Consider the following 16046-nt stretch of genomic DNA (forward strand, 5'->3'; position numbering starts at 1 on the left):
AATGGATTACGAACTATTAAAAGTCATTTGGTGGGGCCTAATGGGGGTCCTACTTATCGGCTTCGCTGTCACAGATGGTTTTGATATGGGTGTGGGCAGTTTGCTCAGAGTGATTGGCGGCACTGATAATGAGCGCCGTATCATGATCAACTCAATTGCTCCTCACTGGGATGGCAACCAAGTATGGTTTATCACGGCTGGCGGCGCCTTATTTGCTGCTTGGCCTGTGGTTTATGCTACCGCTTTCTCAGGTTTTTATTTTGCGATGTTGTTGGTGTTGGCGGCGTTGTTCTTCCGTCCAATCGGCTTTGACTACCGCTCTAAATTAGAAGGTACAAAATGGCGTAACAATTGGGATTGGGGTATTACATTTGGTTCTGCTGTGCCACCGATCATTTTTGGTGTGGCGTTCGGTAACCTTTTGCAAGGTGTACCATTTGAGTTTGACCAGTACTTACGTGCTACCTACACAGGGTCTTTCTTTGCACTACTAAACCCTTTTGCAATTTTGTGTGGTCTGGTGAGCTTGCTGATGATAATGACCCAAGGTGGCGCTTGGCTGCAAATGAAAACAGACGCAGAATTGCTTGATAAAGCAAGCCGTGCGACAGCGATCACTGGTGCTCTAGCGGCTGTGTTGTTCATTCTTGCTGGTGTTTGGTTGGCATACGGTATTGATGGTTATGTATTAACAAGTGTTATCGATGGTAACGCTGTAACAACGCCCTTGATGAAAACAGCGGAAGTGCAAGCGGGTGCTTGGTTGGCTAACTACGACAAATACCCTCTGCTTATTTTGGCGCCTATTGTGGGTATCGCTGGTATGTTGGTAGCGGCATTGACTGCGGTAATGAGAAAAGGTGGTTTGTCTTTCTTGTTCTCATCTTTGGGTCTTGCCGGCATTATAGTAACGGCGGGTGGTTCTATGTTCCCGTTCTTGATGCCTTCTTCAACTTTCCCAAGCATGAGTTTGACTATGTGGGATGCAACATCAAGCTATAACACCTTAATGATCATGTTTGTTGTAGTTTGTATCTTCGTTCCAATCGTTTTGACTTATACATTATGGAACTACTTTGTGATGTACGGACGTTTAACTAAGAAACACATCGAAGAGAATAATCATTCTTTGTACTAGTCTGTTGTTGTTTAGTTTAGTTTTTATTCGATATTGTTAGTTTGAAGATAAAAATTAGATAGAGCTCATAAGGGGCTCTATCTTGGAGGAAGAAGTATGTGGTATTTTGCTTGGATTCTAGGTGTATTGTTAGCCTGTTCATTTGGCATTGTTAATGCTTTATGGTTAGACGTAAACGGTTATGAAGGTGAAGAGGAGCAACAGTAAACTCAATGTCCAAAAACAAGGAAGCCAAAAAGCCATCGAAAGCAAGTCGTTTTAAAACACCAGAAGTCGTTTTTCTGGATGGTTTGTCCAATCAACAATCATCCAAATATCGATTAGCCCAAGGCTTTGGTGTGTTGTTTGCGGTGTCTTTAGTGCTTCAGGCTTGGGCGCTTGCCAATGTGTTTTCAGACATGGCACTACACCAGTCCTTTTCCTTGTCACTTTTGGTTATAGGTTTATTTGCTATCTTGTTACGCGCTCTGGCCAATTTTGGTCGAGAGCGTATTTGCACCAGCGCAAGCCGTGACATTCGTTACGGCTTGCGTCGTAAATTGGTGTCTCATTTGACCGAATTGGGTCCTGCTCGATTACGAATTGATGAAGATGCTGCACTCTCTACGCGTGTTTACGAGCAAGTCGATGCGTTAGACGATTTTTTCAGTCGTTATAAACCGCAAGTGTTTATGGTGACGCTTATCCCCTGCGTTATTCTCTTGTCTGTTGTCTCCATTTCTTGGATTGCTTTTTTTGTTTTCATGCTTACGGCGCCTTTGGTAATCGTATTTATGATTTTTGTCGGTCACAAAGCCGCGCAGGCAAATCGCCGGCAGTTTAGCGTGTTGGCTATGCTGTCTAACCAATTTATGGATTTGAGCCAAGGCTTGGCGGAGTTAAAGCGCTTAAGCCGAACCGATGAAGCACGTGACCGTTTGTCCTACAGTGCGGAATCGTATCAAAAGACCACCATGGGTGTGTTGGTGTTGGCCTTTTTATCTACGGCAACATTGGAGTTATTTGCTTCCCTATCGATTGCTATGATCGCGCTGTATTTGGGGCTTGGTTTGATAGAATCTCTGCCTTGGCAGCAGGGCAGCTCACCGGTCACCTTAACTCAGGCTATGTTTTTATTATTATTAGCCCCAGAATTTTATCTACCGCTTCGCCAGCTTGGTAACGATTACCACGCCAAACAAAAAGCCGAAGCGGCCGCCACGGATTTGTTAGAAATTCTCAATACGGTTCAAAGTACAGCAAAAGCATCAGCGCCTGACTCAAACCTATCAGCAGACATCAACAAACAAGCCTTTTTAAGCCTGCGACAAGTGGGTTGGTTAGAATCAGGTCGACATCGTTTGGCACCAATATCATTAGATGTGTTTAAAGGTGAACGAGTGTGGTTAAGTGGCGAATCTGGCGTAGGTAAATCCAGTTTATTGCATCTTTTACTGGGTTTTGAAGAGGCCTATCAAGGTGAGTTTTACATCGAAGGCCGTCCGTTTTCAGAACGTAACTTAGCGGAGTGGCGAACTAAACTTGCTTGGCTACCTCAGTCACCTGAATGGGTGAACGGAAGCATTAAACGGAACTTATTATTAGGAATTGAAGCCCCAAGCGATGATGTACTTCAAGAAGCCTTGCGAAAAAGCCAATGTGACGACTTTATTCAAGCGTTGCCAAATGGGCTTGAAACGTCTTTAACAGAACTCGGATCAGGGTTATCTGGTGGGCAAATGCAGAGACTTTCCATTGCCCGAGCGCTCCTGTCCCAGGCAGATGTTTGGTTGCTTGATGAGCCATGCTCTGGCTTAGACACTGAAACCGCTAATGCCGTGCTAAACACCTTGAATCAAGTATCAAAAGGCAAAACCTTGTTGATTGTCAGCCATGATACTCACCCCATATTGTGGGCTGATAAACACTGGTCATTAAACAAGGGAGGTTTACATGAAAAAAACAACCAAACTATCGCTTAAGCAACTCTTATTCGCTAACCCTTGGGGTTTTGTTGTCCCGGTGGTGTTGGGTGTTGTCGCAAGTTTGTCAGGAGTGGCTCTGTTAGGCGTATCCGGTTGGTTTATTTCCGCTGCTGGTTTGGCTACGTCTGTTGGCATGGGGCTGTTTTTCAATTATTTAACGCCTGGTGCTATTGTGCGTGGTTTGTCTATTTTTCGTACGGCAGGGCGTTATGGTGAACAAGTTTCTTCTCACAATCACTTGCTTGGGTTACTGAAAACGCTGCGATTGTGGGTTTGGGATCAACGAGTAGCAAAGGATTCTGCAAACCTATACGAACAATCCCGCGGTGACCTATTACAGCGTTTGGTGAGCGATCTAGACCAAATTATTCGCTGGCCTTTAGTGGTATTTTTACCGTGGATATACGCCTTGTTAAGTTATACTGTGGTGGCATTGTTTGCCTATTTTATTTTACCAGCATTGCTTTGGCCTATGGCCGTCGCTGCTTTGTTGCATCTTGTGGTTGTGCCCTATGCTTGTGGGCGCGTGGCCAGCCATGCAGTGCATGTTGGACAGATATTAGGTGTTCACCGTCGTAGTCGCTTTGTTAGTTTGTTCTCGGCCCTGGTTACCTTGACAATACGAGGGCACTGGAAAGATTACGCCAAGCGATTGGGCCAATTAGACCAGCGTCAGCTCCATACTGAGCTACTTGTACAAAATGCAGTGAGTACAGGGCGGCTACTGGCATATATCATCACCATGGGCCTGATTGTTTCTAGTTTTTATCTTGTTAGCAGCATTGAGCCAGAAACAGGCAAGTGGGTTTTATTAGAGGGTGTGCAAGGAACCTGGATGGTCGGTTTCATACTTTCTTTACTTGCTGTTCACGAATTAGTATTGCCTCTTGTGCAATCTTTCGTAGCACAAGGTCAATCATACGTTGGTTTACGTCGACTCAATCAGTTGTACGAAGCGCCAAAAGATTCAGAAAAACGTTTTTCGACAAACAGTAAAAACGACATTAACCATATGTCTTTTGAGCATTGGCGAGGTTTTCATGCTTCAAGTGGTATGGGGAATGCTCCTATAGATTTGACCATTCAATCTGGTGATAAAGTTTGGCTTCGTGGCTTGAGCGGTTCTGGAAAGTCCACATTGTTAGCGTCTATGGCCGGCGATTGTTTGGTTTCTGGGGACGCTGTTATTAACGGTGTAAAATGTGATTTGTACGATAACGCGGCGTATCAGCAGCACATTAGCTACCTTCCACAGTTCCCTTATATTTTTCAACAGAGTATTGCTGCGAATTTACGCATGGGTCAGGCAGACGCCAGTGAAGAAGCGCTATGGTCTGTACTTGAAGCGGTTGCCTTAGCGGACTGGGTGAGAAGTTTGCCTAATGCACTAGAAACCTTATTGAGTTCACAAGGACGAAACCTGTCAGGTGGACAACGCAAACGGCTAGCGTTGGCTCGTCTATTGTTAAGAAAAGCCCCCGTGTTATTACTCGATGAACCTTTTGATGGGCTTGATAAAGCCACCATTGAGACCATCTGTAAATCACTTCAAAATGACTACAAACCAGACATATTGGTACTGGTCAGTCACATAGACAGTCGTCTTGGCGATGATTGTCAGGTGGTTGATCTGTCATGACAAAAGAATTTTCCCCATCTTGTGAAAGAAATCAGCAACCGATTTTAGATCAGCTTTCTTTGTATTTTAAAGACGCTAAAAATGTGCTCGAAATCGGTTCTGGCACGGGGCAACATGCGGTGTATTTTTCTGAACGTTTGCCCCATTTAACCTGGAATACCAGCGATATGCTGGACTATCACGGCAGTATTTTGGCGTGGATGGCTGAGGCTAAGTTAAGTAATCTTGTTGCGCCTTTTGAGTTTCATTTTGGTAAAAACGATTGGCCTAGTTTAGACATTGATGCTGTGTTTACGGCGAATACAACTCATATCATGCAGCGTGAAGAGGCTAGGTTGATGATGCAGACCATCGCTAAGAACCTCGCATCAGGCGGTATATTTTGCCAATACGGGCCAATGAATATAAACGGCGAATACACCAGTGAAGGCAATCGAGAGTTTGATCAAAACTTGCGAGAAAGAGGCTGTGGCGGTATTTGTGATGTGGCGGAATTGGAAGAATGGGCGGGGAGCATGGCTTTGGTTGAGAAAATTTCTATGCCTGCCAACAATACCTTGCTAGTGTGGAAAGTCATTTAATCGCCAAAAAGATATGTTAAGTGCCATATGTTAAGTGCCATAGCGATATAAACGAAAAAAACCAGATGCTCATCACATCTGGTCTTCTTGTCATCCTAAGTGTTGACACTTAAACACACACACAACACTCACACTCAACACCTAGGCGAACACCTAACCATTTGGAGCTGACTTTTTTACGGCCAGCTCGGTAATGGTATTAAGCTGGTAGCTTAACTGTGCGTAGGTAAGGCAAAATTGTGTTCACTTCACCGAATTTTTCTTTCGCTTGCTCGTCTGTCAAAGACAAGGCAGCGATAACATCTTGACCCAATTCCCAGTTAGCTGGCATAGCAACAGGTACACCGTAGCTTGCTTGTAGTGCGTCTAGTGCGCGCAATACTTCTGCAAAGTTACGACCAACAGACATTGGGTAAGTCATAGACAATTGCAATTTCTTGTCTGGGCTGATGATGAAAACAACACGAACACTGGCAGAATCAGCGGCTGTGCTGCCGTCTGGTAGGTAAGCATCAGCTGGCAACATGTCTAGCGCTTTCGATACTGCTAGAGAATCATCCGCGATGATTGGGAAGCCTGCTTTGGCACCAGAGTATGACTCGATGTCCGCTTTCCATTCTTTGTGCTCTTCAACACCGTCAACAGACAAACCGATGACTTTCGTGCCGCGTTTTTCCCACTCTGCAGACAGCTGTGCAACGGCACCGAATTCTGTTGTACAAACTGGTGTAAAGTCTTTTGGGTGACTGAACAAGATCGCCCAGCTGTCGCCGATCCAATCGTGTAATTTGAATGTGCCTAGGTCTGTTTCAAGTTCTAGGTTTGGAACGACATCATTAATACGTAAAGACATTACTGTACTCCTTAATAAGAAACTAAAATAAGCATTAAGCTTTGCTTGCTCAATGCTTAAATATTAGATCTTACTAATTTGTTATTCAATAACATTTTGCCTATAGGTACCATTGATAGAAGCAATCAGCTGTCGAACTTTGCCAATAACGAATGGCAAGTTCGACGCGAATCACATCATGTTGTGTAAACTGAAGGGGAGCGTTAGGAAAACTTCGGCCATTTGTCCCAGTATTGTTTTTCAAGGATCATTTCTCCATCGTCGCTTTGATGAATGGTGATCCAAGCGTTCCAGTTCTCGTAATCCACATCAGGGTAATCCAAGCGATAATGACTGCAGCGGCTCTCTTTGCGCATCATAGAAGCTTTCATTTTCATTTCGGCTGAGATAACCATGTTGGCGGTTTCATGAGCTAAGCGTAGATGGTGTCGATCAGAGGCAACCAACATAGGCACATGGTGATCACGCAGCTCCTCTACATAAGCGAGGGCGGCATCCATCATGCGCTCTTTTTTTACGTAGAGCACAAAATTAGGAATCATTACGCTTTGTAACACCTGCGTGACCCAAGCGGGCTTGTACCCTTTGGTGCGTTTCAGCGGCGCTAATATATCTGTTTTGGTCTGCGCTAAGGTATCCATGGGAATAGGCAGTAATTCTACTAATTTGCTAGCTTTCGCGGCCGCTTCGCCAGCTAAAGCACCTTGAACAGCAGAGCCGGCCATAGAAGAACCTATTTGTGTGTAAATGCCACCGGTTTGATGGGAGCCTAGCGCGTCGCCGGATGCCCACAATCCTGGAATGGTTGATAAGCCGTTAGCATCAATGGGCACCAAACCTTCGGATTTATGAATGGACATGCCCGCGGTCGAGCCGCCGACGGACTCCCCCATCATGCCTGGTGGGCCTTGCGGTGCGGATTGTTTCTGCCCCGTTAGTTTCGCCCAAATCGCATGTAATCCCGATGTTTGTCCCATTCCTGGAGGAGGGCCAGAAGGGCGATCGCCGCCGTTGTCACCACTGGGTGGGCCGCCAACACGTTTAAATTCTTCTGGAACCCAAGGTCCGCCGACCACCACGGCTTCTTTTTCACTCGGGCTCCCCGGCCCCATGCTGACAGGGCCGCCGTTCATGTAAGCGCTATAATTTAAATCGACGCCAAGGTCATGGCGAATTTCTGCCCCTTCTATACTGGGTTTTTGTTCGACCTGACCATGCCAATTATCATAACTTGAACCGGAATTCGCGGCAGAAGCAGGGTGGCCATCTGCCCATTCTTTGCCGGTTATTTTGGCACCAATGTTGTAGGCCATGATGGAGCCATCATGGGTGAGATCGCACATGGGAAAGCCATTGGGCTTAAATGCCCCAGCGCCAGTGCACAAAATCACGCTTTTAGCTGAAAAATGCACAATCTTATTTTCTGCTACGCTAAAGCCAGACGCTCCCACCACACGGCCTTGCTCCTTGTGTAAATGAGTCATCATGATGCGTTCAAAAATGGGTATCTTGCGTTCGTTCATCGGCTTAGAAAAACTATCAAAGCACAAAGGTGAGTCGAAAAAGCCCCAAGATTTGAGTTCTTGAACTCGATCATAAGAATGCTCTAGCAAGAGTTTGGTGAATACAGGGTTGTTGGTGCCAATGGCGGACGTGGCGACCTTTTTGAGATAATCATCTTCACTCATTTTAGTGTTTTTCTTATCGTAAGAGAAAACCCCTTTTCCGAATGGCGTCATACCGGAGGAGCCTAAACGACCTTTCGACACCATGATGACCTTGGCACCGGCATCGTGGGCTTTAATTGCGGCAAACAGTCCCGCAATGCCACTGCCAATAACCAAGACATCGGTTTCAATGATGTCGCTGGTGAACTCATCGTCCTTAACGGAGGGGAGATTGACCACAGTAGGTGCACCCATAGACGAAGAGGCTTGAGCGCCTGCCGCTATGGCGGTAACGCTCACGGCCGCAGCGCCAGCACCTAAAAAGGTACGACGAGAGACATTGATAGCGTCTTTATTGTCCGATGTTGATGGTTTAGCTTGATTTTCCTTAGACACAGCCATTACCTCCAAGATACCACAACGGGAATGGATTTTTCGGGTGTGATACTAATGGCGTCAACAGGACAATACAGGCGACATAGGTGACATATCTGACAATCTTCAGGGTAGGCAATGTAGGCTTTACCTTGATTAAGATCCATTTGAATCACATCTGTCGGGCACGCTTTGACACAGGTTTCGCAGCCTATGCAGCCGGCAATTTCATTAATTGGCATCTTAGTTTCCTCTTACCTTGTCGTTAAAACGATAGGTGTTCAAAGTGAATGTGTCTATTAGCGATGCTGAGCTTTTTCAAGCTGCCTTGAACCCCTTCAACCATAGGTTGCGGCCCACACAGGTACACGCTCCAATCGGCGGTTGGATGGGGTTCTATAAGACGTGAAATAATGGTTTGATCGATGACACCTTGGTAAGCGTTTTTACCTTTGTCTAAGCTCACTAATTGCTGTTTAAAATTTGCCATGGTGGTTTCCAGTTGCAGAATATCTTCTTGGAGTACCATTTGATCCAACTGGTTATTGCCGTAAATTAATCGAATAGGTCGAGTGTCATTTTGATCGGCTAAGCCTCGTAATAGAGATAACATAGGGCCAATGCCGGCACCGCCTGCAATCAATAAAATGGCTTTGGCTTTTGCACTGTCATGCAAGCTCATTGATCCGTAAGGGCCATCCACATACACGTTTTGTCCGATCTTAAGTGTGCCTAATTGGCTGGTGTAATCGCCTAAATTGCGAATTAAAAAAGATAGATTAGGCAAGCTTGAACGGCTAGAGGCAATAGAAAAAGGGTGCTCTTTGGCGGCGTTTTTTAAGCCACCTGGGGCCGTCGTGTTAAACCACACAAACTGGCCGGGCTCAAAGTCAAAAGCGTCGTTGTTGGTTTTGAGCGTTACTTGCCAATCACGGCTGCTCACCTGAGTGACCTCGGTTAATTCAAAAGGTTGGCGTTTTAACAAAATGGGTTTAACAAAGTAATTGAACAGCACCATCATTACTGAAAAAGAGCACAGCCCCCACCAAATGACATTAAACCAAGGTGCGTATTGACCGTGTTGGCCAATGTTGGTGATGTGAACAGTAGCCAATACAATAATGGTGACAAAGCCCATCATATGAGTCAGACGCCAGGTTTCATAACGAATCGGCAGACGTTGTTTAAAAATGGATAACAGAATCCACACCACCATAGACACCCAAGCAATCACCCCAATTAACATATTCGATGCTGTCACTGTGGTGATCACGCTGGTTATGCCATCGCCCCAAGACATCGAAAAACGCGGCGCCAAAATCAAAATAGGATGCAAAAAGAAGATCAGTCCTAGCCACTGACCGACCTTTTTATGATGTGTCATATTCCAATCGATATTGGCGAACCAAGCTATTTTCTTCAGACGACTTCCCAACGGAAATTGTAGGTAAAACATCATCATAGCCAAGGTATTCATCGCTGAAAGAGCAAAGGCGTAGGTGGTTTTCAACTGCATATCGAGGGCATAGGTGGCGAGAAAAGGAATCAGCATTATTGCTGTGTACCCTAACAATAGTTTTCCTCTCTCGCCTAAGTATAACGAGCGTCTTTGTTTTGGCTTTGCCACCAGCGAAGTGCGTGTTGTCATAAACTGTCGACCTAAAGCAATTGTCTTTTAATTTCATGGCATATTAGCAACGAACTTTGAGTAAATGATGGAGGGAGTGTTGATAAACATCATGGATCAGGGTGTTGCTCCTTTTCGTTTACAAAAACCTTCTTTTTATAAGGGGTCGTGACATGGAGTATTAGCTTTTTTGCATGCTATTATGGTTTTTTAATTATTTCGCTGTATCAGTAGGACGTTTAATGAAACGAATGCTCTGTGTTTTTGCCCTTATTCCTTTTTTAGTCTCTTGTGATGACTCCACAGACAAAGTAGAAAATGTTCCTGAGTTACTGGTGTACTGCGGCATTACCATGGCTCACCCGATAAAAGACATTGCAGCCCTTGTTGAAAAAGAAAAAGGCGTCAAAATACTGATTAGCCAAGGTGGTTCTGAAGATCTTTACAAGAGTTTATCGAGTAGCCGGAAGGGAGACTTGTATTTACCTGGTTCGGCTTCTTATCGGGAACGACATTTAGACGAAGGTCTATTTGGTGATTACGTGTTGGTGGGGTACAACCAAGCTGCTTTAATCGTGCAAAAAGGTAATCCTAAAGGTATTAAGCCAAACATAGACGAGCTGTTACGAAAAGACGTGGCAGCGATTATAGGCAATGCAACCACAGGTAGCATAGGTCGTGAAACTAAGCTGATTCTTGATCGGCACGGTAACTACACCAAGGTGCTTGAAAGTTCGGTGTTTGTGACAACGGACTCACGAAATCTTAATAAAGCTCTCAGAGATGGTGAGGCTGATGTGATTATTAATTGGCGCGCCACGGCATTTTTTGACGAGAACAGGGCCTACATGGACATTGTTGACCTTTCTATTAAAGAGGCAACGCCCAAAGCCCTTATTTTAAACACGCTTACTTTTTCTAAATACCCTGAAATCAGCCAGTATTTTCTTGATGTTGCCAAATCGGAAAGAGGGCAGAAAATCTTTCGTGACTACGGTTTTCTAGGTGCGGCAGACATAGAGCTTTAAACGCCAACGACGAGCCCAAACAACACGTTACTTTACTCATTTAACAATGCTGGTTAATCGATGAAAAATGCACTTTTGTCTAAAAAGTTACACGAAGATATTGCCTCTACACAAGGAGTTCGTCCTTTTTGGATTTACATTCAAGCGGTTATTTACTTAGTTGGTTTTATCGCTGTTTTTCTAATTAATATTTTATTTGATGATATTAACGAGCAGCTAAATAAAGACATTGTAAATGAGAAAACACGTTTAAGTATTGGTGAGTTAATTGTTTTTGATTTGAAGAAAATAGAATCTTCTTTTTATCAGATTGCGACAACGTCAAACGTCAGAGGTCAGAATTACATTCGAAGGCAGTTGCAAACCAGCCTAGATGATCTAAACGAAATTTTAGAAGTACTTGAAAATGGCGGTACCATAAAGCGTGATACGCGCTTAAATATCGAAAGCCAAGAATTGATGAGACGTAATTTTACCTATACTCGTCAGGTAGGGGATGATAAATACATTTTAGAAGTGATTGATCTGAAACCCAAACTGCTTGAAATCGAAAAAGAAAGCGATCATTTGTTGGCATTGCTCGCTGAGCGAGAAGCATTAAGAGAAGCTGGTAATGTGGATGACTATTCAGCGTCTATTGATAAGGTGAAAATCTACTTAATAACCTTGCCTCAGTTGTTTGTTCGAGCCATGGAGAACGCGAATGTACTTTTTTATCAAAGCCAAAAAGAAGTTGATAAATTAGAGAAAAATGTCGAAGAAAAACGAGCTGATTACAATACACTGCAAATCTGGTTGTCTATTTTTATTGTTGGTATTGTGTTCTTGATTAGCTTTCGAATCCTACGTCAGTTACAAACCTCTCAATATCGCCTACAAGAATTAGCGAAAAATCTAGAATTTCAAAAGTTTGCTTTGGATCAGCACGCCATTGTATCAGCCACCGACATAGACGGCGCGATTGTGTACGCCAATGATAAGTTTTGCGAAATAACAGGTTACAGTCGCAGTGAGTTATTGGGTAAGAATCACTCTATTTTCAAGTCTGGAGAGCATCCCGATTCTTATTATAAAGAGTTATGGGATACGGTAGCGGCCAGTAAAGTATGGCGAGGAGAGCTCAAGAACCGTAATAAAGATGGCACTTTTAGCTGGCTTTCGGCGACGATTGTGCCTTTGCTAGACCATGCAGGTAAGCCTTTTCAATATTTTGCTATTCGAACCGATGTGACCTCTCGCAAAGAGATGGAAGGTACGATTCAAGAGAACAATCGTTTTCTTCAGAACTTAACAAATACTATGGGAGAAGGTGTTTACGCGGTAAACAAGGACGGTAATTGCATTTATATTAATCCTAAAGCACTGGAGCTGGTGGAATATCAAGCTGAAGACGTCTTTGGTCAAAACATGCACGATCTTATTCATCAACACGACAAAGAAGGGCAATTCGTTTTTGGTGATCATTGTCCTATCGTAAAAAGCATGCGTGAACATAAACAATATGTTTCAGAAGATGAGTGGTTCCATACAAAATCGGGCAGAGGCTTTCCTGTCTCAGTAACCGCCGTGCCCATTATAAACGATGGTAAATTTGACGGCTATGTGGCTGTATTTCAGGATATTTCTTTGCGCAAGGAAATTGAAGAAGACCTTCAAGATGCCAAAATACAAGCAGAAGAGGCCAACCGTTCCAAAAGTCATTTCTTGGCAAACATGAGTCATGAGATCAGAACACCAATGAATGCCATCATTGGTATGTCGTATTTGGCTTTGCAGTCAAACCTCAACGATAAACAGCGTAATTATGTCGATAAAATTAACCGCTCGGCAGAATCTTTGTTAAGAATCATTAACGACATTCTGGATTTGTCCAAAGTGGAAGCCGGTAAATTGGAATTGGAAAAATCTGAGTTTTTCATCTATGAGTTGTTTACCGACTTAGCCAGCGTGACCAGTATTAAAGCGGAAGAAAAAGGTTTGGAGTTGCTGTTTGATATCGACAGTCAGATTCCAAATTGGTTGATTGGTGATCCGACACGTTTGAATCAAGTGCTATTAAACCTTTGTAATAATGCGATTAAGTTCACCGAAAAGGGTGAAATTATCGTGTCTGTGCAGGTGGTTTCTTCTTCAGACAATGCAGTTGAGTTGAAATTTTCCATTAAGGACACTGGTATTGGCGTGACGGAAGAGCAAAAGCAAAGCCTGTTTATGCCATTCCAACAAGCCGATGTGTCTACGACACGTAAATTTGGTGGCACAGGGCTGGGTCTTTCAATCAGCAAGCGCTTAGTGGCCCTGATGAAAGGTAAAATCTGGATGGACAGCGAGATCCACGTAGGTAGTACTTTTCACTTCACCGCATGTTTTGATATTTGTAAGAAAAAACCGGTGTGGTCTTGTGACTTCGATGAACTTCGAAATTTATCCGGTTCACGAGTATTGGTGGTTGATGATAACGAGAATGCACGTGAGATCTTCACCTCGATGCTGTCGAATTATAATTTAGCAGCCGATACGTTGAAAAACGGTACGGAGCTGCTCGAGCTTATCAATCACAGCGATAAAATTAAACAGTACGATGTGGTGTTATTAGATTGGCAATTGCCAGATAAAAATGGCGTTGAACTTCTAGATGACATTGCCGCTGATAAGTATGATCAACTACCGCCAATAGTGATGATGACGGCGTACGGTAATGCTGAGCTTGATAGAGCGCTCAAAGAAGCGAACCACCAAGTATTCCAAATATTAACCAAGCCAATTACCCCGTGTGCTTTGCTAATCAGTATGCGCTTGGCGCTAGGCATGAGTATCGAAGGTTTGTCTGGATCACAAAAGAAAGGCAATGAAAGTGAGCTGGAACCCCATCATCTTGAAGGCAAGAAAGCGTTGTTGGTAGAAGATAACGCCTTTAACCAAGAAGTCGCGTCTGAGTTGTTGTCTAGTTACGGAATAGAAGTGACCATTGCCGAGAATGGTCTAGAAGCGTTGCAAAAAATAACGACCAAAGACTTCGATTGCGTGCTGATGGACTGTCAAATGCCAATCATGGATGGATACACTGCCACGAAAAAAATACGTGAGCAGGACATCTACAAGGACTTGCCCATTATTGCCATGACCGCCAACGCCATGCACGATGAAGTGGCTCATATGATGGAATGTGGTATGAATGACCATATTCCTAAACCCATTGACGTAAAGCTTATGCTCGCAACACTTAGTAAGTGGATCATTCAAAAACCGGCTACTGTGCAGGTTTTTACTGCGTCCACTCAGTTTGCTAATAATTTGGTACTAGACAGTCAAAAAGCCTTGTCTCGTATGGGAATAGGGCAAGAAAGCTACAATAAATTGCTGGTGAAGTTCATTGAGCATGAAGGTAATGGTATAGAGGACATCAATCAAGCGTTGGAAAATCAGGACAGTGCTACCGCAACACGGTTATTTCATACCTTAAAGGGCATTGCGGCAACGATTGGCGCTGAACCTCTTGCCAATGTGGCGAAACGTTGTGAAGTAGCAATGGGGTCAGGATCACTAGAGTCAGCGTTAAAAGACGAGCTCGAACATGAATTAGCCATGGCGATAGAAGCCATCCAACATGAGATTTCTTCTTTTGATGAGGTTCGAAAAGAAGATAACACTACAGGTGATATTGTTACTTTGTCTGAGGAAGAGCTTGAGAGTAAGTTGGCTATATTGGAATCTTTACTTGAAGAGTTCGATAGCGACGCAGAAGATGTGTTGGAAGACATCCTTAACGCTTCTTTTGATTCGGTCACAAAAGGAAAGTTAGAAGACATTGCAAAAGCATTGGGTCAATACGATTTTGAAAAAGCACTCAGCGTATTAAAAGGAATAAAACATGCCTAATAAAGCGGACATTACCCCAGCAAAACAAAGTGTATTAATTGTTGACGATACGCCTGAAAATATTGACGTGTTAAGAGGTGTGTTAGCCGGTGAGTATCAAATTCGTGCTGCCACTAACGGTATGACAGCGCTGAAAATCGCTGAAAGCAAACAGCCCGATATCATTTTATTAGACATAATGATGCCAGAAATGGATGGTTATGAAGTTTGTCGACGACTGAAATCCAACCCAAAAACCGTCAAAATCCCAGTGATTTTTGTCACCGCTATGGCAGAAGCAGAGGACGAAGAATTTGGTTTGAACCTTGGCGTCGTCGATTACATCACCAAACCGATCAAGGCATCCATAACGCGCGCACGGGTGAGAAACCACCTAGCAATGCAGGATCAAAGATTGGCTTGTGAACAAGAAGTAATGAGCCGTACCAAGGAGCTGGAAGAATCAAATCGTGCGGCGATCTTTATGTTAGGTGATGCCGGTCACTATAACGATACCGATACGGGGGTCCATATTTGGCGGATGGCGGCGTATGCGGCGGCGTTAGCGCGTAAAGCTAATTGGCATGTTGACGATGCCGCCTTGCTTGAATTGGCTGCTCCCATGCATGACACAGGTAAAATTGGTATTTCTGATGCGGTACTCAAAGCACCCAGAAAATTGACCAAAGAAGAGTGGGAAATAATGAAAACCCACAGCACAATCGGTTATCAAATATTGAGCAAAAGTCACTCGCCAGTGTTTACATTGGCAGCAGAGATAGCGCTAAACCATCACGAACGTTGGGATGGAACGGGTTACCCAAATGGAATCAGCCAAACGGCCATCCCTGAATCTGCTCGTATTGTTGCCATCGCCGATGTATTCGATGCGCTTACCATGAAGCGACCTTACAAAGAAGAATGGCCAATACAAAAAGCCATCGACACTATTATTGAAGGCTCCGGCACTCACTTTGATCCAAATCTAGTGACGGCTTTTATAGAGATAAAAGAAGAAATTATTGCTATTAAAGATAAATGGGATCGTAAAAGCGAAGATACGGATCGTCTTTAAATGTTAGTAAAAACTTTTATCTCGAAAAGAAATAGGTTATCAGCAGAATGATCTAGACCTAACAAGCGTCACTTTCAAGCATTTCGATCATTCTTCTCTTGTTTTCAATCATAATGTAGCCTTACGTTACCGCTTCATATCGTTTCGTTACAAACCAATCATGCCAATTCTGCTGATTATCCTCTACCATCTAATCAAGAGGATAATTTTGTACTAATTTTCTACACATTTAATGTTGCAG

General features: G+C 43.8%; 12 protein-coding genes. 8 read left to right on the plus strand and 4 right to left on the minus strand.

Annotated features, from left to right (window positions below; genetic code table 11):
- The first annotated feature begins 1 nt into the window (after position 1).
- From cydB to J9B83_RS02405, 5 genes are all read left to right on the plus strand, one after another.
- A complete protein-coding gene (gene cydB / locus J9B83_RS02385) occupies positions 2-1138 on the plus strand; it encodes a cytochrome d ubiquinol oxidase subunit II (protein WP_211535130.1) in 1137 nt (378 codons plus the stop codon).
- Between the two features lie 96 nt (positions 1139-1234).
- Positions 1235-1345 carry a cytochrome bd-I oxidase subunit CydX gene (gene cydX, locus J9B83_RS02390; protein ID WP_211535131.1) on the plus strand — a complete coding sequence of 37 codons (111 nt, stop codon included), beginning with the start codon at positions 1235-1237 and terminating at the stop codon, positions 1343-1345.
- 5 nt (positions 1346-1350) lie between these two features.
- Positions 1351-3099, plus strand: coding sequence for a thiol reductant ABC exporter subunit CydD (cydD, locus tag J9B83_RS02395; protein ID WP_211535132.1), 1749 nt, complete (start codon positions 1351-1353; stop codon positions 3097-3099).
- Positions 3071-4741: an amino acid ABC transporter ATP-binding/permease protein gene (locus tag J9B83_RS02400; protein ID WP_211535133.1), complete on the plus strand. Its 1671-nt coding sequence runs from the start codon at positions 3071-3073 to the stop codon at positions 4739-4741. The genes cydD and J9B83_RS02400 overlap by 29 nt, the downstream gene beginning before the upstream one ends.
- Complete coding sequence (locus J9B83_RS02405; protein WP_211535134.1) at positions 4738-5322, plus strand: DUF938 domain-containing protein; 585 nt, start codon at positions 4738-4740, stop codon at positions 5320-5322. Before J9B83_RS02400 ends, J9B83_RS02405 begins: the two co-directional genes overlap by 4 nt.
- 199 nt (positions 5323-5521) lie before the next feature.
- Here the strand turns inward: J9B83_RS02405 and J9B83_RS02410 are convergent, their stop codons facing one another.
- The 4 genes from J9B83_RS02410 to J9B83_RS02425 all read right to left on the minus strand — a co-directional run bounded on the left by J9B83_RS02410 (position 5522) and on the right by J9B83_RS02425 (position 9865).
- A complete protein-coding gene (locus J9B83_RS02410; RefSeq protein ID WP_211535135.1) occupies positions 5522-6175 on the minus strand; it encodes a peroxiredoxin in 654 nt (217 codons plus the stop codon).
- Between the two features lie 203 nt (positions 6176-6378).
- A complete protein-coding gene (locus tag J9B83_RS02415) occupies positions 6379-8238 on the minus strand; it encodes an FAD-binding protein (RefSeq protein WP_211535136.1) in 1860 nt (619 codons plus the stop codon).
- Between the two features lie 5 nt (positions 8239-8243).
- Complete coding sequence (locus J9B83_RS02420) at positions 8244-8459, minus strand: 4Fe-4S dicluster domain-containing protein (RefSeq protein WP_211535137.1); 216 nt, start codon at positions 8457-8459, stop codon at positions 8244-8246.
- 23 nt (positions 8460-8482) lie between these two features.
- Complete coding sequence (locus tag J9B83_RS02425) at positions 8483-9865, minus strand: ferredoxin reductase family protein (RefSeq protein ID WP_211535138.1); 1383 nt, start codon at positions 9863-9865, stop codon at positions 8483-8485.
- Between the two features lie 221 nt (positions 9866-10086).
- Between J9B83_RS02425 and J9B83_RS02430 the strand changes: the two genes are divergently transcribed.
- The 3 genes from J9B83_RS02430 to J9B83_RS02440 are packed head-to-tail and all read left to right on the plus strand — an operon-like array spanning position 10087 to position 15805.
- Positions 10087-10872 carry a substrate-binding domain-containing protein gene (locus tag J9B83_RS02430; protein ID WP_211535139.1) on the plus strand — a complete coding sequence of 262 codons (786 nt, stop codon included), beginning with the start codon at positions 10087-10089 and terminating at the stop codon, positions 10870-10872.
- A gap of 60 nt (positions 10873-10932) precedes the next feature.
- Positions 10933-14751, plus strand: a complete 3819-nt coding sequence (locus J9B83_RS02435) for a response regulator (RefSeq protein ID WP_211535140.1) — start codon at positions 10933-10935, stop codon at positions 14749-14751.
- The gene (locus tag J9B83_RS02440) at positions 14744-15805 is read left to right on the plus strand and encodes a response regulator (protein ID WP_211535141.1); all 1062 of its coding nucleotides are present in this window, start codon (positions 14744-14746) and stop codon (positions 15803-15805) included. Before J9B83_RS02435 ends, J9B83_RS02440 begins: the two co-directional genes overlap by 8 nt.
- Positions 15806-16046 lie beyond the last annotated feature (241 nt).

The sequence above is a fragment of the Marinomonas vulgaris genome, assembly GCF_018145875.1.
Classification (GTDB): Bacteria; Pseudomonadota; Gammaproteobacteria; order Pseudomonadales; family Marinomonadaceae; genus Marinomonas; species Marinomonas vulgaris.